Annotated in this window: 16 protein-coding genes; 15 read left to right on the forward strand and 1 reads right to left on the reverse strand. The window is 38.8% G+C overall.

Annotated elements, in window-relative coordinates; genetic code table 11:
- The 15 genes from ON09_RS13275 to ON09_RS13340 form a co-directional block, all read left to right on the forward strand.
- On the forward strand, window positions 1-572 hold a 572-nt coding region (locus ON09_RS13275; RefSeq protein WP_010601556.1), incomplete at its 5' end, for a glycoside hydrolase family 76 protein.
- An 8-nt stretch (window positions 573-580) separates the two neighbouring features.
- Complete coding sequence (locus ON09_RS13280; protein ID WP_010601557.1) at window positions 581-2,758, forward strand: hypothetical protein; 2,178 nt, start codon at window positions 581-583, stop codon at window positions 2,756-2,758.
- 162 nt (window positions 2,759-2,920) lie between these two features.
- The gene (locus ON09_RS13285) at window positions 2,921-5,188 is read left to right on the forward strand and encodes a GH92 family glycosyl hydrolase (RefSeq protein ID WP_010601558.1); all 2,268 of its coding nucleotides are present in this window, start codon (window positions 2,921-2,923) and stop codon (window positions 5,186-5,188) included.
- 59 nt (window positions 5,189-5,247) lie between these two features.
- Entirely contained in the window at window positions 5,248-6,123 is an 876-nt protein-coding gene (locus ON09_RS13290; RefSeq protein ID WP_010601559.1) for an ROK family protein, read from the forward strand.
- A 735-nt stretch (window positions 6,124-6,858) separates the two neighbouring features.
- On the forward strand, window positions 6,859-7,419 hold the full coding sequence (locus ON09_RS13295; RefSeq protein ID WP_010601560.1) for a discoidin domain-containing protein: 561 nt from the start codon (window positions 6,859-6,861) through the stop codon (window positions 7,417-7,419).
- A gap of 113 nt (window positions 7,420-7,532) precedes the next feature.
- The gene (locus ON09_RS13300) at window positions 7,533-10,751 is read left to right on the forward strand and encodes a SusC/RagA family TonB-linked outer membrane protein (protein ID WP_010601561.1); all 3,219 of its coding nucleotides are present in this window, start codon (window positions 7,533-7,535) and stop codon (window positions 10,749-10,751) included.
- A gap of 9 nt (window positions 10,752-10,760) precedes the next feature.
- Window positions 10,761-12,593 (forward strand): RagB/SusD family nutrient uptake outer membrane protein, encoded by a 1,833-nt coding sequence (locus ON09_RS13305; RefSeq protein ID WP_010601562.1) that lies wholly within the window; start codon window positions 10,761-10,763, stop codon window positions 12,591-12,593.
- 63 nt (window positions 12,594-12,656) lie between these two features.
- The gene (locus ON09_RS13310) at window positions 12,657-13,628 is read left to right on the forward strand and encodes a hypothetical protein (protein ID WP_010601563.1); all 972 of its coding nucleotides are present in this window, start codon (window positions 12,657-12,659) and stop codon (window positions 13,626-13,628) included.
- 65 nt (window positions 13,629-13,693) lie between these two features.
- Window positions 13,694-14,677, forward strand: coding sequence for a basic secretory family protein (locus tag ON09_RS13315; RefSeq protein ID WP_238533676.1), 984 nt, complete (start codon window positions 13,694-13,696; stop codon window positions 14,675-14,677).
- A 12-nt stretch (window positions 14,678-14,689) separates the two neighbouring features.
- The gene (locus ON09_RS13320; RefSeq protein ID WP_010601565.1) at window positions 14,690-15,361 is read left to right on the forward strand and encodes a basic secretory protein-like protein; all 672 of its coding nucleotides are present in this window, start codon (window positions 14,690-14,692) and stop codon (window positions 15,359-15,361) included.
- Window positions 15,362-15,575: 214 nt separating this feature from the next.
- Window positions 15,576-16,247 carry a basic secretory protein-like protein gene (locus tag ON09_RS13325; protein ID WP_010601566.1) on the forward strand — a complete coding sequence of 224 codons (672 nt, stop codon included), beginning with the start codon at window positions 15,576-15,578 and terminating at the stop codon, window positions 16,245-16,247.
- A 36-nt stretch (window positions 16,248-16,283) separates the two neighbouring features.
- The gene (locus ON09_RS13330; RefSeq protein WP_010601567.1) at window positions 16,284-18,572 is read left to right on the forward strand and encodes a GH92 family glycosyl hydrolase; all 2,289 of its coding nucleotides are present in this window, start codon (window positions 16,284-16,286) and stop codon (window positions 18,570-18,572) included.
- A 294-nt stretch (window positions 18,573-18,866) separates the two neighbouring features.
- Window positions 18,867-19,016 carry a hypothetical protein gene (locus ON09_RS25695; protein WP_010601568.1) on the forward strand — a complete coding sequence of 50 codons (150 nt, stop codon included), beginning with the start codon at window positions 18,867-18,869 and terminating at the stop codon, window positions 19,014-19,016.
- Window positions 19,017-19,038: 22 nt separating this feature from the next.
- Window positions 19,039-19,545 carry a ribose 5-phosphate isomerase A gene (gene rpiA, locus ON09_RS13335; RefSeq protein WP_316927804.1) on the forward strand — a complete coding sequence of 169 codons (507 nt, stop codon included), beginning with the start codon at window positions 19,039-19,041 and terminating at the stop codon, window positions 19,543-19,545.
- A 151-nt stretch (window positions 19,546-19,696) separates the two neighbouring features.
- Window positions 19,697-20,086, forward strand: coding sequence for a LiaF transmembrane domain-containing protein (locus ON09_RS13340; protein ID WP_010601570.1), 390 nt, complete (start codon window positions 19,697-19,699; stop codon window positions 20,084-20,086).
- Window positions 20,087-20,281: 195 nt separating this feature from the next.
- On the opposite strand, the gene ON09_RS13345 is transcribed toward ON09_RS13340, so the two are convergent.
- A partial coding sequence (locus tag ON09_RS13345) for a GlxA family transcriptional regulator (RefSeq protein WP_010601571.1) occupies window positions 20,282-21,170 on the reverse strand: 889 nt, incomplete at its 5' end.

A 21,170-nucleotide genomic window follows, 5' to 3' on the forward strand; every position in this document is an offset into this window, starting at 1 on the left:
ACGTACACACTACGGTAATTGCGGCCATGCGATTATACAACGTTACGAAAGATGAAGCTTATCTCACAAAAGCAAAAGATATTTATGCGTGGTCTAGAATAAACCTGTTTGATATTGCGAAAGGCAGAGTGGCTGACCATAAGGTTGGCGACAATAATCCGGGTTTCGAAGATTATACATACAACCAGGGCACAGCGATTGGTGCTGCGGTGCTGCTGTATAAAAATACCAATACGCAAAGTTATTTAGACGATGCCAAAATTGCTGCAAATTACACCAAAAATACCATGAGCGATCCGAGCGGGATTTTACCCGCTGAGGGAGATTGGAACGAACAAGGCGTATTAAAAGCAATCTTTGCTCAATACTTAGCAGATTTAGCCAAAGCTTATCCTGCAGGTGATTATGCAAAATGGGCTGTCTTTAATGCTAATACCGCATGGGGCAACCGGGATTTCGGCCGCGGCATTATGCACAGAAACTATAAAGTTCCCTGCCCAACAGGAATTGTTCAATCGTATGAATCGAGTAGTGCTGTTGCATTTATGCAGCTTTTTGCTCCAACTAATTAGATGCAGCTATGAAAAAGTTAAAGTTCTACGCATCAATTTCATTCTTGGCTTGGGCCTACATGCATCAAGGCAATGTTGCTGCTCAGGTAAAATCCAAGCAAAAAACTTCCTTTCAGGTTTCTGCACCCTGGAGTCCTGATTACGATGTACGTTCAGATATCGCAATGGTGTATGGCATAAATGATGATGGCGGAAAGTTTGAAGAGCGGGTGAAGGGATATCGTGATAAAGGCTATGAAGTCCAATTCATGACTGGAATTGCCTGGGGACAATATAAAGATTACTTCCTGGGTGAATGGGATGGAAAAAATCATCTGGATGAAGGTCAGATGATGCGTAATGGCGAAACCATCTGGCATGGTAAAAATGTACCTTACATTGTACCAACGGCTACATTTCTTACTTACATGAAAACCCATGTAAAACGGGCTATTGATGCTGGTGTAACAGCAATTTATCTCGAGGAGCCAGAATTTTGGGCCCGGGCCGGTTACAGCCAGACTTTTAAAGATGAGTGGCAAAAATATTATGGTTTCCCATGGATGGCTCAGCATGAATCGCCAGAGGCAACTTATTTATCGTCTAAGTTAAAATATCAGCTTTACTTCAATGCGCTTAAAGAAGTTTTTAGTTATGTAAAAACATATAGTGAAAGCAAAGGTAAACGGGTAAAATGTTTCGTGCCTACACATTCTTTAATCAACTACTCTTCATGGCAGATTGTAAGTCCGGAAGCCAGTTTAGCTAATTTGGAAGGTATGGATGGTTACATTGCCCAGGTATGGACAGGAACCTCGCGTGAACCAATTTATTATAATGGAGTGGAAAAGGAACGTGTTTTCGAAAATGCCTTTCTGGAATACGGATCAATGGTTTCGATGACCGCACCAACAGGCCGGAAGATTTATTTTTTAACCGATCCTATTGAAGACAGATCCAGATCATGGGATGATTACAAAGTGAACTATGAGGCTACTTTCACTGCAGAATTGTTATATCCAATGGTTGATAATTATGAGGTAATGCCATGGCCGAACCGTATCTACAGAGGTAAATTTCCGGTTGAGGGAATGAAAGAACGTCAGCCGATTTCACCAGCTTATGCCACGCAGATGCAGGTAATGGTCAATTCCCTAAATCAAATGCCATTATCAAAAAATACATTAAATGGAAGTCATGGTATTGGCGTTTTGCTATCAAATTCTATGATGTTTCAGCGTTTTCCAACCCATCAGGGATATGATGATCCACAATTATCAAACTTTTATGGAATGGCTATTCCCTTGCTGAAGCAAGGTATTCCGGTAGAAACCGTACATGTTGAAAATCTTGCCAATAAAAATACCTTAAAAGACATAAAGGTTTTGATCATGAGTTATGCAAACATGAAGCCTTTATCAGCTGATTTTCACCTGGAATTGGCTAAATGGGTGAAAAATGGGGGCGTACTGCTTTATTATGGACGAGATAACGACCCTTTTCAAAATGTAAAAGAATGGTGGAATAGCAATGGTAATACTTTTAAGGCACCTTCTGAGCATCTGTTTGGATTGTTGAATGTTCCGCAAAGCGAAAGTGGGGGCATTTATGAAGTGGGTAAAGGTAAGGTTTATCTGGTTCGTAAAGATCCAAAAGAACTTATTTTAAAAGCCAATGGCGATGAAGATTTTATGGTTAACGTTAAACGAGCGTACGAGAACGATGCGAAAGCGGGTAAATTTATTGTAAAGAACAATTTTGTTTTAGAGCGTGGCCCATTTGTTATTGCAGCTGTTTTAGATGAAAGTCAGAGCAAAGAACCTTTAATTTTAAACGGGACTTTTATTGATTTATTTGATCCTGCACTCCCTGTGTTAAATACGAAAACTATCCAACCCAATACCCAGGCTTACTTATTTGATGTTAACAAAACTGAAAATAAAAATAAACCGCAGGTTTTGGCAGCAGCGGCGAGAATAACCGATGAAGTTTCGACCAAAAAATCCTATCAGTTTTTAGCAAAGAGCCCATCTAAAACAAATAACATCATGCGCATTTTATTAGCTGGTAAACCCACAAAAATTACAGCAAGTACAGGAGGTAAAAATTTATCGCTTACGCAAAATAATTGGGATGAAAAATCGAAGACGCTTTTATTGGGCTTCGAAAATTTTAGCGAAGGCGTGAACGTTAACATCAGCTGGTAAGTTAAATACTTTATCATTTTATGCCTTCCTAAGAGAGAATAAATGAGTTTTCTGCGCTGGAAAAACATCGCTCAAGCAGTTGTTTGAGCAGAGCGCACTCATTAACAAGACATTGATTTTCGCTGAGGCGAAAAATAAATACACAATTGATCAACCACACAAATGAAACTTAAATTTTTAGCCACCATTTTAATTTGTTTTGCTGCCAAAGGGTTATTGGCGCAACAGATAGATTTGGTAAATTATGTCAATACCCTGCAGGGAACAAACTCCAAACACGAACTGACCAGGGGGAACACTTATCCCACTACAGCGCTGCCTTTTGGCATGCATACCTGGACGCCTCAAACGGGCAGAAACGGAGATGGATGGAAATATCAATATTTTAAAGATAAGATTAGGGGTTTTCAGCAGGCGCACCAGTGCAGTTCATGGAGTAGAGATTATGCGGTATTTTCGTTAATGCCGATGGTTGACCAATTGGTTGTTGATGAAAATCAACGTGAAACCAAGTTTAGTCATGCCAATGAAATTGCTAAACCTAATTATTATAAGGTTACTTTAGATAATCAGATTACCACTGAAATTTCGCCATCAGAACGTGGCGCACATTTAAGATTTACTTATCCAAAGGGAAAGAAAAGTTTTCTGATTCTGGATGGATACACCCGTTTAAGTGGCGTTCAAATTTATCCGAAGGAAAATAAAATAACGGGTTATGTAAATAATGGCGAAGGTTTTAAAAAAGGCTGGAAGAGTTATTTTGTATTGAAATTTGATCAACCGATTAAAGCTTACGGAACCTGGGAAAACAGAAAAAACACCATTAATCCTGATTCAACTTTGGCAGATGGACTTGGTAAGGGTGCTTATATCGAATTTAAAGCCGGTACAAAAGTTCAGGTTAAAACGGCTTCATCATACATTAGTCTGGCACAGGCCGAATTAAATTTAAGGTCAGAGCTAGGGGCCGACAAAACTTTAGAACAAACTAAAGCTAAAGCTGCAGCAGTATGGAATAAATCGTTAGGGAAGATAGTGGTTGAAGGCGGAACTAAAGCCGACATGGAGACGTTTTACTCGTGTTTTTTCAGAGCAAGCCTTTTCTCACGAAAATTTTACGAAATCGATGCGAATGGTAAACCGCATTATTTTAGTCCGTATGATGGAACGGTTCATGCAGGTTATATGTATACGGATACAGGATTTTGGGACACCTTCAGGGCCCAGTTTCCACTGAATACTTTGGTTCAACCAGAGATGCACGGACGATACATGCAAGCAATGACTGAGGCCTATGAGCAATGTGGCTGGCTACCTTCATGGTCGTTTCCGAGCGAGGCTGGAAGCATGATCGGCAATCATGCCATTTCACTTTTTACCGATGCATGGGCGAAGGGTTTACACACTTTCGATCCGAACAAAGCTTTAGAGGCCTATCTGCATGAAGCAACCAATAAAGGGCCCTGGGGGCCTGCAAACGGACGTGATGGTTGGAGAGAATATTATCAGTTAGGTTATGTCCCGTATCCAAAATATCGCGAAGCGACAGCAAAAACGTTGGAATATGCTTACGATGATTACTGTGGTTATCAGCTTGCAAAAATGACTGGTAATAAATTTTATATGGATATTTTTGAGCGCCAGATGTATAATTATAAAAATGTTTATGACCATTCAACCCGTTTTATGAGAGGTAAAGATGTTAATGGAAAATGGGCGCCGAATTTTGATCCGATCGAGTGGGGTGGACCCTTTACAGAAGGCAATGCCTGGCACTGGCAGTGGTCGGTTTTTCAGGATACAAAAGGATTAATTAACATGATGGGCGGCAATGAAAATTTTGTTGCTAAGTTAGATTCTGTATTTTCGCAGCCGAATAAAGTGAAAGTGGGTACATACGGCGGTATGATTCACGAGATGACGGAGATGGTAATGGCAAACATGGGGCAATATGCACATGGTAATCAACCGATTCAGCACATGGTTTATTTGTATAATTATGCCAATCAACCGTGGAAAGCTCAGTTTCATGCACGGGAGGTAATGAGCAAATTATACAACGCGACCGAAAACGGGTATCCTGGAGATGAAGACCAGGGACAAACCTCGTCGTGGTATGTGTTAAGTGCATTGGGCTTTTACAGCGTTACGCCTGGAACAGGAGAATACGTGTTCGGTAGCCCAATGTTTAAAAAAACCACCATTAACCTGGAAAACGGGAAAAAGTTTGTGATCGATGCTCCGGGAAATAGTGCATCAAATGTGTATATCAAGTCTGCCAGCTTGAATGGTAAATCTTACACACGCACTTTTATTACCCATCAGGATTTACTCAAGGGCGGAACATTAAAATTAGAAATGAGCGATAAACCTGCTTTGGATAAAGGTTTAACAGAAAGTGATAAGCCATTTTCATTAACAAACTAGTTTAACGTTTTAGTAATGGTTAGAAAAAATTATTTTTACAGAAATATTTAGAGAAAAGAATGGAAAAGCCTGTAGCATTAGGTGTAGATATTGGTGGCTCGCACATCACAGCCGCCTTAATTGATTTGGAAAAAAGAACTTTGATTGAGAATTCGATAAAGCGTAGTGCTGTAAATTCGCAGGAAAGTAAAGAAGTGATATTAAACGCCTGGGTGGAGATTATTAATGATGCTTTTGATGGCTTGCCATTTGAATCAAGATTGATAGGAATCGCAATGCCGGGTCCTTTCGATTATGAACTTGGCGTTTCCTTAATTAAAGATCAGGATAAGTTTAAATCATTGTACCAGGTTAACGTCAAAGACGAATTAGCAAAGCGATTAGATATTCCATCAGAAAATATTCATTTTATTAATGATGCAGCGGGCTTTTTGCAGGGTGAAGTTTTTGCTGGTGCTGCGAAAGGAAATGCCAATGTTTTAGGACTAACATTAGGTACCGGTTTAGGCTCTTCTCTTTGCATTAATCATAAAGCAACTGATGCAGCACTGTGGAACTCTCCATTTTTAGATGGTATTGCTGAAGATTATTTAGCAACACGCTGGTTTGTAAAAAGATATTCTCAATTAAGTGGCATTAGTTTGGATGGCGTGAAAGAGTTGGTTGGTGCTGCAAAAACCGATCATTTGGCAACACAGGTTTTCATGGAGTTTGGTTATAATCTGGCGCAATTTTTAATTCCGATTATCAATAAGCATAAAATTGATACAGTAATTGTTGGTGGAAATATTGCACAGGCATTTAATGAATTCTCGCCAGAGCTTATTGCGACCTTAAAGGGTAATGACATCTATGCAGGAATTAAAATATCTGAATTGAAAGAGCATGCTGCGTTGATAGGTGCAGCCAGTAGATGTGATGTAAGTTTGATTTAACTGATTGCCTAGCTTATTTTATGCAATGTCCATTGATTTTGGTAAGATATCTCGGTAGAATCAAAATTCCTGGATAAAAAATTTAAAGATTTATCGAAATTTAGTTTGGATATCGGCATTTTAATCTTGAAATTTTGCATTTTCATCCGTATTTCTACCTAAAAAAATAATAATTCATATAATGTTGAAATAAATTTTTCTTTTGAAAAGTAAATCTTTATTATTGTTTAATAAAACGTTTTAGTTTTAAGGGGGTGAAATTCCTTGCTTTCGAATAAGGTGTCCGCTGTTTGGCCGATACTTTTTTTTAAGGATAAAAAACTAAAACGTTTTAGTCTGATGCCAAACTAATTATTATTGACTAACAAACCAGATCGATGAATTAAAAAAATTGATTTCTTATTCCACTATTGTTAAATCCAAAACCAAACCAAACCAACTATGACCAAAACTCTACTTAACCAAAGCACATAACGCATGCTTCAAGTCAGCACGTAATGACTTTTCAAACCTGAAGCATAGCGTTAAATCAATTTGTTTTTTCGAAAGCAAATTCGAATCAATCTAAGTTCTAATCGGCTGTATTTTCTGATGACTATTCATTTAGGAATGGAAAGTGCAAACTGAGATCATCAAATGGGAAACTAATAAATATTCCATTAGCGATGCTTCATGCCTGATAGAACGGCAAAACATTGAAAAATTTATAACTAAACAACTATAACCAATTAATTTATGAATCTTTTAAAAATGACCAAAAGGGCTTTCGGTCTCTGCCTGTCCGTAGTATTATTGCTGGGTTGCGGTAAGGAAGAGTATCCGGCAGTAGATCTTTTTACCTGGAAAGCTAAGGTAGATGTTACCGCTAAAGCCAATCTAACAGTAAACATTGAAAATGGCGCTGGAGCCTCGGGCGGAGAAGGATCGGCAAAAGTGATTGATAATGATTTCAATTCAAAATTTTTGATCAATCCTTATCAGTCCAATTTCTACATGCAGTTATCATTCCCTTCTCCTCAGCAGGTTGCTTCTTACACCTTAACTTCTGGTGGCGATGCACCAGGTAGAGATCCGAAAGACTGGAAATTTAGCGGCTCGATGGACGGTACTACCTGGGTAGATTTAGATACCCGAGCTGGTGAAACATTCTCCGGCCGTAACTTAACTAAAACCTACAGCTTTAAAAACCTGGTACTGTACAACCATTACAGAATTAGCATTTCTGCTGTAAGTAGTGGCTCCTTATTTCAATTATCTGAATGGCGTTTAATTGAAGTGCCTGCAGAACAGCAATAGTTGATCATTAATATCATTAAGCTGAATAAAAACAAATACTTCTGCATTGCTGATAAAAGCAAAAACAACTAATCAATAGACCAAACAACAGTAACCTGTTTACTATAAATATTATGAAGAAAACGAAAAACTTAATCAAGGGCAGGCACAGGCTTAAAGATTGCGCACTAAAGGCTATCGCATTAACCATAGCCTTAGGTGGGTTCTCTTATGCAAACGCCAATGCCACTGCTGTTAATATAAAAAGTTCAGTATTGGCTAAACCTGCCAAAGCTGATATTATCATACGAGGTATTGTTAAAGATGCCGCAGGCCTACCGCTACCAGGTGCTGGTGTAAAGGTAAAAGGGTCTTCTATCAGTGCTGCCGCTGATGTTAACGGCGCTTTTACCATTACCGTTCCTGATCAAAATACAGTACTGATTATTACTTACGTAGGTTACGATACGCAAGAAATTACAGTGGGTACGCAAACTGTCTTAGACATTCGTTTAAAAGAAACAACTGGTTCCAACCTTGAAGAGGTGGCAATTGTGGGTTTTGGTACCCAAAAGAAAGAAAGTTTGGTAGGTGCTCAATCTTCTGTTAAAGCTTCCGAACTAAGACAGCCGGTTTCCAGTATGAGTCAGTTATTGGCTGGTCGTATCCCGGGTGTAGTTAACGTATCCAGAAATGGCGAACCTGGTCAGAATGGCTCAGATATTTTCATCCGTGGCGTATCTTCTTTAACTGCGAATGACAGGGGGCCATTGGTAATTATTGATGGTGTTCCAAACCGTAACCTGAACGATATCAGCGTTTACGATGTAGAGAATTTCACTGTACTTAAAGATGCTGCTGCAACGGCAGTATATGGTATTCGCGGTGCAAATGGGGTAATCCTAATCAATACCAAACAAGGAAAAATCGGTGCGCCACGTATCAACGTTGAATATTATGAAGGTATTAGTCGCTTCACTAAAAAACCAGATTTAATTGATGGTGTGGATTATATGAACCTTGCTAACGAAGCCAGATATTCTGATTATTTAAGAAGTGGTGCAGCAGGAGCCTTTACTCCGGCATATTCTATCGATGCAATTCAAAAAACTGCATCGGGTGTAGATCCTATTCTTTATCCAAATGTAGATTGGTTTGATGCCATTTACAATGATTTTGGTAGAAACAGATCTGCAACTGCAAACTTATCAGGCGGCGTTAGCAACGCAAAATACTATGTTTCGCTAGGTTATTATGGTGAAGATGGTTTGTTTAAAACCGACGAGGCCGTAAATGATGCCGCTAAACAAAATTTTGAACGTTATAACGTGAGTGCCAATTTAAATTGGGACATTACCGGAACAACGAAGTTGGATTTAGGGATTAAAGGAATTCTGGCACAAACAAGTTATCCAAGTAATTTATTAGCCCAAGATATTTTTAATCAGGCTTTTTTAATTAACCCAACTTCGTTTCCAGTGCTTTATCCAAACGGAAGTTTGCCCGGCATTAGTCCGCAAGCCGATCAGCGTAACCCTTATGGAGATGTAACCAGAAATGGATACCGTGTTGGTTACACTACGCAATTGTATTCAAATATCCGTTTAACGCAAGATTTAAAAGAACTTACGCCTGGTTTATCAGCAACCACAATGTTCTCTTTTGATGTAAACACCAACAGTTCGGTGAACAGAACAAGAAGAGAAAGTTTGTTTAGGATTAACCCAAATGACCCCTACATCGTACCTGGAAATCCAGCGTCGGGTTACAAATACGGATTGATCCTTCAGGGACAGGAATTCTTGAATTATGGTATTGGTAACGGTGGCGATAAAAAGATTTATCTGGAGGCTGCCGTTAACTACAACCGTACCTTCGGTAAACATGCGGTAACAGGTTTATTATTATATAATCAAAACGACAATACCACACCTTTTGCCGGTAATTTAACGCTTTCATTGCCATATCGCTTACAGGGTATCGCCAGTCGTGCTACTTATGCTTATGATGATAAATATTTCTTCGAGGCAAACGTTGGTTATAATGGTTCAGAAAACTTTGCACCTGATAAGCGTTACGGATTTTTTCCTGCCTTTGGTGTAGGATGGTTATTATCGAACGAGAAATTTTTCGAGCCTTTAAAAAACGCAATTCAAATGGTAAAATTCCGCTATTCTGATGGTATTGTAGGTAGTGGTGGTAGTGGTGGAGGATATGTACTTAACGAAAGTGAGCGTTTCTACTATTTAACAAAAGTTGGCGGCTCTCCAAGTTATACCTTTGGTCAAAACGGAAATATAACTCCAGGAGGCAATACTACAAACGGTGGTTTGGGCGTAACGGCTTATGGTGTAGACGTTACCTGGGCAGAAACCCGCAAACAGGATTTAGGTTTCGAATTGAAAACCCTTAATAACAACTTATCATTAATTGTCGATTTCTTTCAGGAACGTAGAAAAAATCAATTCATTACCAGAGGAACAGTGCCAAACTACATCGGTTTAGCAAACACACCAATCGGTAACTTAGGAATTGTAGAGAATAAAGGTATAGACGGAACCATTCAATACGATGCACAGTTAAATAAAGACTGGGCGTTAAATTTAAGAGCAAACGTTACTTTCAATAAAGATAAGGTGATTGAGAATGATCAGGCACCACAAGCTTATCCATGGATGGAGCAAAGAGGATTTAACGTATTGGCTGCTACCCGTGTAGGTTATATCGCCGAAAAATTATTTGATAGTCAGGCAGAAATTAATGCAAGTCCAACGCAGTTTGGTACATTAATGCCGGGTGACATCAAATACAAAGATTTAAATGGCGATGGAAAAATCGACTCATTTGATAGAACAATTATTGGAAGAGGCGATTTGCCAAGTACAACCTATGGTTTTGGGTTTTCATTAACCTACAAAAACTTCGATTTCGGGATGTTCTTCCAAGGTCAGGATAATGCTGATATCTTGTTAAATATACCATCATTTGCAAATTCTGGTGGCTTAGGTAACATGTTGGCAGTTGCTGCAGATCGTTGGACTCCAACCAACCCGCGTCAGGATGCTGTTTATCCTCGTTTATCATACGGCGGAACAAACAGCAATAACTATCAGGCAAGTACCTGGTGGCTTCGCGATATCAGTTTCTTAAGATTAAAAAATGCAGATTTAGGTTATACCCTGAAAGAGGGAATTAAGAAACTGGGTATTAAACGCCTGAGGATTTATGGTATGGGTTACAACGTGTTTACCATCAGTAAATTCAAACTTTGGGATCCAGAGCTAAACACCAATAATGGTACCAGATACCCATTAACCTCTAACTACTCTTTAGGTTTAACCGCAAATTTTTAACATAACAGAATGAAAAAAATATTTATATATACAGCTGGGGCTTTACTGGTAATTGGTAATTACAGCTGTAAGAAATTTTTGAATCAAGTGCCCGATGATCGGTTGACGTTCGAACAACAATATCAACGTAAAAGTACTGTAGATCAGGCTTTGGCTAACGTATATTCAACCTTACCTGATCAAAATCAAGATCGTTCACCAAGTGCATTGGGAAACAGTGGCCCATGGACAGCTGCTTCTGATGAAGCTGACTATACTTTGCCAAACTTTACCGAAAATATTAATACAGGTGCATGGGATGCAACCAGCGGTCAGGTAAATTATCACTGGCAAAATTATTACCGGGGAATTCAGGCTGCAAGTACCTTTATGGCCAATGTGACCAGATGTACAGATTGTAACATAGGAGGGGTTGACATTGTGAATCGTTACTTCAATGAAGCCAGAGCCTTAAGGGCGATATACTACTACCATTTGATCAGACAATATGGCCCTGTTGTTTTATTGGGTAACGATCCGATTCAATCAGATGCACCTTTAGAGGTAATCAGTAAACCGCGTAACTCAATGGATGAGTGTGTAGATTATGTAGTAGCTGAGCTCACAGCAGCAGCGGCAGGTCTACCGGCAACCCCACAAGCGAATGAAGATTTTGGGCATATCACGGCATCAGTTGCTGACGCGTATAAAATTAAGACTTTACTTACCGCAGCTCGCCCGCTGTTTAATGGAAATACAGATTACGCAGCATTAAGAAATCAAGATGGTAAACAATTGATTAGTCAAACAGCCAGCGCAGCTAAATGGACAAGATTGGCAACTGCAGCTAAAGCATTTTTAGAAAACCCTAATTATTCTAGCTATGCACTTTACAGTATTTCCACTACGCCATCTGGCTTACCGAATACAGCCTTTAACAGAGCTTTCATTGCTACAAGAGATGTTTTCTTAAATGGCTGGAATTCGGAGGTTATTTTTGGTAGAGGTGGTGATGTAACGCTTTACCAATACTCTTTGGCACCAAATCATAACGGTGCTTCAGGTGGTGATAAAGGCGGTTCATTCCTGTCACCATCTCAACAATTGGTAGATGCATTTTTTACCGCTAATGGTTTGCCAATTGAAAGCGATCCAACTTATACTGCTAACGGAATGTCGAGTTTTCAGGCACCAGACCCAAATGATCAAAATGCGGCAAGATCAATAAGTAATATGTTCGTGAACCGTGAACCGCGTTTTTATGCTAACATTACTTACAGTGGTCGTAAATGGATCAATCCGCAATCAAACATCATCACCGATTTTACCAATAGCGGTAATGCTGGTAAAGGTGCCATTGCTAATAATGACTACACTAAAACAGGGTATACTTCAAGAAAGCACCTTACTGTTGCGGGTTGGACAACTGGCAGACCGATTTTTACTGTGATCAGGTTGGCAGAAATTTATCTGGATTATATTGAAGCTTTACAAGAAACAAATCCTTCAGATCCTGATATTTTAATTTATTTAAACAGAATTAGAACCAGAGCAGGTATTGCACCTTATGGAAGTGGTACGGGAGCAATTGCTGTTCCTGCAAATATGAGAGAGGCCATCCGCAGAGAAAGACGTGTGGAACTTGCTTTTGAGTGGGACCGTTATTTCTACACCAGAGAATGGAAAATTGCTGAAACTACGGATACTCAAATCAGAGGTTTAAACATTACCCAAAATGCACCTGGATTTTTTACACCTATTGTGGTAGAAAACAGAGTGTTTCAAAAGAAACATTATTTGTGGCCAATACCAAATGGTGAAATACAAAAAGTGCCTGTAATTGTTCAAAATACAGGTTGGTAATTATATAAGCAAATAGCACCGGACCAAAATCCGGTGCTATTATTTTAATCCTATATCTACACTATGAAAAACATATTTGCTTCGTCAATTATTTTACTCTTCGCATTGCTTGCCTGCAATAGCAAAGACGAGCCGGTTGAAAATGCCAAGCCTGCTCCACCGTTAGTAGTGGCCGTAGATCCGCCTGATGCGCCATCGAAAACCTGGAAAGAGCATTGGTTTGAACATAATCAATTACTAAATAGAATTTATTATGATACCAGTGTAGTTGTGTACTATGATGGCGACGTCAAGCAAACCATTTCCTGGCCACAAACTTATATGGCTGAAGCGTGGAACTATACAAAAAAAAACTATGGTAAATTTGGAGATGATAGCCGATTATTTGTTATATATCATGCTGGGAAATACAGTGGTGGCCATCCGGGAACCTATTTAGATGGTGGCCACGATTTTAGAAACGTAACAGATTGTGGCAGCAACAGCTTAGATGCATGGGTTACTGGTGTAGAAAATGATATTGATTTATCTACACATGAAATCGGACATATTGTAGAAGGTGCTTCAAAAGGAATTAAGGAGTCGCCTGCTTTCGATATCTGGCATGACAGCAAGTGGATGGAAATTTATCAGTATGATGTCTATATTGGATTAAACAGAACTGCTGATGCACAACGCTGGTATAATAAAATGATGACAGTTACCGATAGTTATCCCAAAGCAGGTACCCAGTGGTTCAAAAACTGGTTTCTACCCATTTACGAAAACTATGGTAAAACAAAGGTTTTAAATGGTTTCTTCACCTTGTTGTCTCAACATTTCCCAAAACAAGCCATAGTTGTGCAGGGTAAAGGCTATCAGCAATATACCAGGAAAATGAACTTTGGAGAATTTATACATTTCTGGAGCGGCGCTGCTAAGTTTAATCTGGCACCGCTGGCATTAAGTGCCTTTGGCGCAAAGGATGAGAAAGGCACAGATTGGGCACCAATGTTGGCCAAAGCCAAAACCGATTTTCCGGGTATTACTTACTAATTAAAAACAATAAATTTTAAAATGATCTTGCGAATGCACGCTCATTTACTTTGAAATCCATGATCATGATTAAAAAATTTTTCATTCTGTTTTTGTTCGTTTCCTTCGGTGTTGCGACAATGGCTCAGAAAAAACGAGACTTTACGATTACCATTGCCGATCCTTCGAATGTATTGGATGTGGAAACTAAAAGTCATTTAACTTTTGCGTTTAACGTATTATACCCTGGTTTTGCTTCGGCTGATGGCTATCGAACGAAAAGAGATGTGATGCTCGAAGTAGCAAACAATGAAACCGAAACGATCAAGGCGAAAGCAGGAGAAATAAAGGTTAACAGTGAATGGATTAAAGGGAAATCACTAAAGAAAATCAACGCCGAATTTAAAGAGGCATTGACAAAAAGCTGGTCTTTTTACAGTACTAAAAAAAGCAGGGGTTACAGGCTTACCTTTATCAGCAAAGATCCGTTACTAGATCCCATAGTGAGACAGAACCTCATCGATACCTATTTCGAAATTTATCCTACACTGGTAAAAAAATTCAATCCGAAATCAACTCATGATGTATTATTCGTGGTTGATACAGCTTACAAGGCTGTTGCCGAAGCCAGCGGAAACCGTATTTTATTTAGTGCCAATTATTTAAAAGCACATCCAACGGATATTGATGTGGTAACTCATGAAACAATGCATATTGTTCAGGGTTATGGTTATAGCGCTGGTCCGGTATGGCTAACAGAAGGCATAGCTGACTATGTTCGTTACCAATATGGCGTTGATAATGTAGGCTCGAAATGGAGTTTACCAGCTTATAACACGAAACAAAGTTACAAAAACAGTTACCGCATCACAGCCCGGTTTTTTGCCTGGTTAGAACAAAATGTTAAATCAGGCTTAGTTGCCAGTCTCGATCAGCAGTTAAGGGCACATCAGTACACCGAGCAATCGTGGGTTAATTTAACCGGCAAAAATATTGATCAGCTTTGGGACGATTATGGTAAAAATCCTGATAAGGTCAACCTAAAATATAGTGATAAAAAATCTAAGTAAATAATAGTTGAAATGAAACAATCTTTAATAATGCTCTCTTTTCTTTGTGGTTTGTTTACCATAAAGGCAGCCGCCCAGGGCGATCAACTCATAGAACGTGGTGAATATTCACTTGCTTTTATGGATAACTCAAGCATGATTTCCGAAGAGCTTGGTCAGAAATTGATAAACACATTTTTCGAAGTTTACCCTAAAATGGTAAAGGCATATAATGAAAAAGCACCTAAACGGGTTATTCTTTCAATTGATACAGGTTATAAAAAAGTGGCCATCTCTGGAAATGGAAAGATATTGATTGGCGCCAATTGGATGTCTCAGCATCAGGAAGACACTGATATTGTAACGCATGAGCTGATGCACATTGTCCAGAGTTTTAAAGCGCTTGGCCCGGAATGGTTAACAGAAGGCTTGGCAGATTGCGGTAGATTTCAGTACGGTCTTAATAACGTAGCTGCCGATTGGGGTTTGCCTCCAGCTGCACCATTTCAGCACTATAAAATGGGGTACAGAGTAACTGCCCGGTTTTTGCTGTGGATAGATAAATATCAAAAACCGAATACCATTGCTATGCTGAATGCGAAACTGAAAGATGACACGTATTCATCGGCTTCCTGGAAAGAAATTACAGGAAAAACTGTCGACGAACTTTGGGCAATGTACCTGGTAAATAAAGATATCGACTAAAAAAACTAATTTTTTCAATTGATAAGAAAGGAAGTCTGCTTATGCCGAAGGGTATTTCGCAAACTTCCTTTCTTATTTTTAAGGCGGATTTAAATGCTGTTAAATCTCCCGAACAAAAATGTTATAAAAATATTTTAAGGTTTACTAAAACGTTTTACATATTATATTTATTTTGCAGAACAATATGCTAACTAAATAAGCAAACCTTTATCAAATGAAACAAGAAACATTTCTTTCCTTATTATTTATCTTCACTTGCGCAACGGTATTTAAATCGAATGCACAAGAAGTTATCAAGCGCAACGGCTATACACTAACTTTCGAGAGCAACTATTCAGCACTCGATCCGAAGTTGAAAACTCGTTTAATTGAAACATTTTTTGTAGTCTATCCAAAACTGGCAAAAGAATATAATCCTAAAACCTTAAAATCTGTTAAGTTTTCAGTTGATACCGCTTACAAAGGTGTAGCGGCAACATCGAATGGAAAAGTAACCTACAGTTCAATCTGGATGGACAAACACCCGGAAGATATTGATGTGGTGACACACGAGGTCATGCACATTGTTCAGGATTATGGCAACAGTGTTGGGCCGGGTTGGTTAACTGAAGGAATTGCAGATTATGCCCGTTACAAATTCGGCGTAGATAATGCCGGCGCTAAATGGACCTTGCCAGCACTAAAACCAGAACATACTTATAAAAACAGCTATAGAATTACAGCCCGTTTTTTTGCCTGGATTGAAAAACATGTAAAAGCGGGTACCATCAAAGCGGTAGATGCATCATTAAGAAACCATAGTTATAAACCAGAATTATGGACAACCTTAACAGGTAAAGATTTGGATGCACTTTGGGCAGAATATGTGAAAAATCCGGAACTTTAAAATTGTACAACCAAAACACATCAATAAGAATAACAAATGAAAAAATTATTTATCGCCCTGTTGAGCTTTGCAGCATCTGCAAGTTTTGCGCAAACAGTTGGCAAAATTACTGATCCGGTAGACTGGATCAATCCATTAATGGGTACACAATCCAAACCCAGCTTATCAAATGGTAATACATATCCAGCCATTGGATTGCCTTGGGGAATGAACATGTGGACTCCACAAACTGGTAAAATGGGTGATGGTTGGGCGTATACCTATGATGCTGATAAAATTCGCGGATTTAAACAAACGCATCAGCCATCTCCATGGATGAATGATTATGCCGCTTTTTCAATTATGCCAGTTACCGGTAAATTACGTTTTACCGATGATGAACGTGCAAGTTGGTTTAGCCATAAAGCTGAAGTTTCTAAACCATATTATTATAGCGTTTATTTAGCAGATGCTGATGTAACTACTGAAATTACACCAACAGAGCGAGCTGCTCAATTTAGATTCACTTTCCCGAAAACGGATAGTTCTTATGTAGTAGTAGATGCGCTTAATAAAGGGTCATACATTAAAATTATTCCTGCCGAACGCAAAATTATAGGTTATACCACTAAATATGCCCGTGGGCCGTTGCCTAAAAATTTCAAAAATTATTTTGTTATTTATTTTAATAAAGATTTTAAGCTGGCTAAAACCTGGAGCGGAAATAAACTTAAGGATAATGAACTGGAGTTGGAAAGTGATCATAGCGGTGCTATTATCGGTTTCAGCACTAAAAAAGGCGAACAGGTTACGGCTAAAGTTGCTTCATCATTTATCAGTTTTGAACAGGCAGATTTAAATTTAAAAAGAGAATTGGCCAATGATGGCTTCGATGCAACAAAAGCTAAAGGAAGGGCAATCTGGAACAAAACTTTAAGCAAAATTGCCGTAGAAGGTGGTTCTGTTGATCAGATGCGTACATTTTACTCATGCCTGTACCGTACCTTATTTTTCCCTAACAAATTATATGAGTTAGATGCTAACAATAAAATTGTGCATTGGAGTCCATACAATGGAAAAATTTTACCAGGTTATATGTTTGCTGGAACAGGTTTCTGGGATACTTTCAGAGCGTTATATCCTTTCTTAAACTTAGTTTATCCATCGATTAACAAAGAAATGCAGGAAGGTTTAATTAACGATTATAAAGAGGGTGGATGGTTGCCTGAGTGGAGCAGCCCTGGTTATGCAAATATTATGGTCGGCAACAATTCAGCGTCTGTAGTTTCTGATGCTTACATCAAAGGTTTGCGTGGTTACGATATTCAGACTTTGTGGGAAGCCTTAAAACATGGTGCTAACAATGAAGGTCCAATGGAGGCCGTTGGACGCGATGGTGTAAAATATTACAATGAATTAGGCTATGTGCCTTTCGATGTAAAGAAAAACGAAAACGCAGCTAAAACTTTAGAATATTCTTATGATGACTTCACGATTTATCAACTAGGCAGAGCGCTAAATAAACCTGCTTCTGAAATTGACATCTACAAGAAAAGAGCCATGAATTATAAAAATCTTTTCGATCCGGCTTCTGGATTGATGAGAGGTAAAAATCAGGATGGTACATTCCAAAGTCCGTTCAGCCCTTTTAAATGGGGTGGCGCATTTACCGAAGGTAACAGCTGGCATTATACCTGGTCGGTTTTTCAGGATGTTGATGGTTTAGCAAAATTGATGGGCGGTCATGATAAATTTGTAACCAAACTGGATTCTGTTTTCTCTATGCCACCAGTATTTGATGAGAGCGCTTATGGTGGTGTCATACACGAAATACGTGAGATGCAAATTGCCAACATGGGTCAGTACGCTCACGGAAATCAGCCTATTCAGCATATGATTTACCTGTACAACTACGGTGGTGCGCCTTATAAAACACAGTATTGGGTTCGCGAAACCATGAACAGAATGTATAAAGCAACGCCTGATGGTTATTGCGGTGATGAGGATAACGGACAAACCTCTGCCTGGTATGTTTTCTCTGCGATGGGATTTTATCCGGTAACACCTGCTGTTGATCAGTATGTATTGGGTGCGCCTTTATTCAAAAAGGTAACCTTAACGTTAGAGAATGGTAAGCAAGTTGTAATTAATGCAGCAGCAAACAGCGATAGCAACCGTTATGTACAATCATTGCAAATGAATGGTAAGCCTTACAGCAAAAACTGGATCAGCCATAGTGGTTTGCAAAAAGGAGCAGTGTTTAACTTTAACATGTCGGCAACGCCGAATAAAACGAGAGGTTCAAACCAGGCTGATTTTCCTTATTCATTATCAACAGAGAAATAAAAAAAATCGGACTGAAGTTTGCTACCTACAGTCCGATTTTACCCCAAAAATAAGATCAAAAAAAGAAATGGGGATTCCACATTATCGCAGAATCCCCATCATCTAAATTAACGCTCTCAATTATATAAACGTTGTAAAATGAAATTATTGCACAGCTGCAATAATTTTTTTTGTTTAAGGTGTTTTTCATTTCTGCTTTCGCTCGTTTTCGGTGAGCAACATTAACTTAGTATGTTTATTCCATCTGCAAATTTCAATTTCAAATCCGCAGAAAAAATTTTCTATTTTTAACTCATGGAAACAACCCACCAAGATGCTGAAAAACTGGCTGCTGCAAAGGCTGCGGTAAAATTTGTGAAAGATGGTGACATTGTGGGTTTAGGAACCGGTTCTACAGCAACATTTGCCATACAGGAACTAGGAATCATGGTAAAAACGGATTGAAATTAAAGCTGCTGCAAGCTCTATCCATACCGAAAAGCTCGCAAAATCTTTAGGCATTGAAGTTCTATCACTGGGAGAGTTATCTTTCATAGACATCAGTATTGATGGCGCTGATGAGTTTACTGAATCATTAGATTTAATCAAAGGTGGAGGCGGAGCGTTATTCCGCGAGAAAATAATGGCATCACTAAGTAAAAATTCAATTATTGTCACCGATGCATCAAAGAAGGTAAAAAAGCTGGGTGCATTTAAGGTGCCTGTTGAAGTTGTTCCACAGGCTTATCAATATGTGTTTAATCAAATGTTGATTTTGGGAGGCAAAGCCGTTCAAAGAATAAAGGATAATGAGGTTTTCATTACCGACAATGGTAATTTCATTATTGATGCTGATTTTGGATTGATTGATGATCCTGCCAAACTTGCTTCAGCACTAAACCAGGTAGATGGTTTGTTGGCTCACGGTATTTTCATCAACCTGACTTCTAAAGTAATGATGAGTACCGGAGATCAAATCATGGTTTTCGAGTAATTTCTACCGGTAAATTAGAACTTACTGAAAACATCTAAAAATTTTAACCGACGATTTGATTTCACTTACCGACGTTTTTGACTGATTGGTGGAAAAGCCATTCTTCAGCTATTAATTCCATGATACATTTGAATCATAAAACAAAACGGTTATGGAAACTTTCATCAAAAAAAATCAGGCAGACAAACAATTAGGTTTAGGAATTTTAATTGTTGTAATTGGTTCAGTATTCTTACTTAGAAACTCTGGCCTCGATATCCCACGTTGGATTTTAAGCTGGCACACCATTATGTTAGGCGCTGGCTTATGGATGGGTTATCGTAAAAATTTTCAGGGTAGTGGCTGGTTAGCTTTAACCATTATAGGAGCAATTTTTACGCTGAAACATATTGTGATATTCGATTTTGAAATCTCAAAAATAACCGGCGCTTTGGCGTTTATCGCCCTCGGCTTATATCTGATGTTGAAACCAGAAAGAAAGATCAATTTTCAAAATACCCAGCAAGAAAAGAAAGCAGATTTTTCAGACTTAAACACTTAAAATTCGTAACTCCATCATATATCAAGAAGGGACATTTTGTCCCTTTTTTTGTGGCCAAAATTTAAAACCGCTAGAAAAAGAAACGGGGATTCCACCATTATAGGCAGCATCCCCGTCATCTAAATTAACGCTCTCACATATATAAACGCCGAGATCTGAAAATATTGTACGAAACAGTAATTTTTTTAAAAAATATCAGGCTTGTAATACCGGAACTTCTTTATGGTATTTGTTACGGTATTCAATAGGCGTTAATCCTGTGATTTTTTTAAATACATCTCTAAAAGATTTATTATCAGTATAACCCACATCAAACATCACCTCTGTAATATTTTTACGGCTCGATTCGAAACTTCTTTTTGCAGCTTCAATTTTAACACGCTGGATATATTCTATCACCGTATTTTTTGTCGCACTTTTAAACCGGCGTTCGAAACTTCGCCTACCTAAAGCCAGCATGTCTGCCAGTTGATCAACGGTTAGTTTCTCCTGATAATTTCCATCGATAAATTCCTGCACCTTTTTAATTTTCTCATCTTCGTGGCCTTTCTGGCCTTGAAACATCATAAATGCCAACTGGCTTTCCCGATCTATGTCTATGGCAAAATATTTGGCTGCTAAAATTGCGGTATCTCTATCTGTATATTTCTCTACCAGGTATAATAACAAATTCCAATAAGAATTTGCGCCACCGCTAGAATAAATTCCCTGTGATTCTGTGATGATACTTCCGTCAACCAAATCAACATTTGGAAACATTTCTCTGAACTGATTGGCAAATAACCAATGGGTAGAGCATTTTTTCCCGTCAAGCAGGCCGGTGGATGCCAGCAAGAATGCGCCCATGCACAAAGAAGCAACTTCCGAACCCCTGGAATGGTGTTTAGTAATCCATGGCAACAATTCCTGATTGAGCTGAAGCGCACAGGTCATATTTCCGCTGATGGCCGGTATAAAAATTAAGTCCGTGTGATCAATATCTTCCAGAAGTTTATCTGCATGAACAGAAAACACGCTATTATTCAGGCGTACTTCTTTAGTTGCCGCCACCAGTTCAACCTTAAAAAGCGGTTGTTTTCCTGAT

The sequence above is a fragment of the Pedobacter agri PB92 genome (assembly GCF_000258495.1).
Classification (GTDB): Bacteria; Bacteroidota; Bacteroidia; order Sphingobacteriales; family Sphingobacteriaceae; genus Pedobacter; species Pedobacter agri.

Bases quoted from the DNA above. Each gene is read 5' to 3' on its own strand.
- ON09_RS13325 (WP_010601566.1), top strand. From the start codon at position 15,576: ATGAAACAAGAAACATTTCTTTCCTTATTATTTATCTTCACTTGCGCA.
- ON09_RS13315 (WP_238533676.1), top strand. From the start codon at position 13,694: ATGATTAAAAAATTTTTCATTCTGTTTTTGTTCGTTTCCTTCGGTGTT.
- ON09_RS25695 (WP_010601568.1), top strand. From the start codon at position 18,867: ATGGAAACAACCCACCAAGATGCTGAAAAACTGGCTGCTGCAAAGGCT.
- ON09_RS13310 (WP_010601563.1), top strand. From the start codon at position 12,657: ATGAAAAACATATTTGCTTCGTCAATTATTTTACTCTTCGCATTGCTT.
- ON09_RS13305 (WP_010601562.1), top strand. From the start codon at position 10,761: ATGAAAAAAATATTTATATATACAGCTGGGGCTTTACTGGTAATTGGT.
- ON09_RS13300 (WP_010601561.1), top strand. From the start codon at position 7,533: ATGAAGAAAACGAAAAACTTAATCAAGGGCAGGCACAGGCTTAAAGAT.
- ON09_RS13290 (WP_010601559.1), top strand. From the start codon at position 5,248: ATGGAAAAGCCTGTAGCATTAGGTGTAGATATTGGTGGCTCGCACATC.
- ON09_RS13320 (WP_010601565.1), top strand. From the start codon at position 14,690: ATGAAACAATCTTTAATAATGCTCTCTTTTCTTTGTGGTTTGTTTACC.
- ON09_RS13280 (WP_010601557.1), top strand. From the start codon at position 581: ATGAAAAAGTTAAAGTTCTACGCATCAATTTCATTCTTGGCTTGGGCC.
- ON09_RS13285 (WP_010601558.1), top strand. From the start codon at position 2,921: ATGAAACTTAAATTTTTAGCCACCATTTTAATTTGTTTTGCTGCCAAA.
- ON09_RS13330 (WP_010601567.1), top strand. From the start codon at position 16,284: ATGAAAAAATTATTTATCGCCCTGTTGAGCTTTGCAGCATCTGCAAGT.
- ON09_RS13340 (WP_010601570.1), top strand. From the start codon at position 19,697: ATGGAAACTTTCATCAAAAAAAATCAGGCAGACAAACAATTAGGTTTA.
- ON09_RS13295 (WP_010601560.1), top strand. From the start codon at position 6,859: ATGAATCTTTTAAAAATGACCAAAAGGGCTTTCGGTCTCTGCCTGTCC.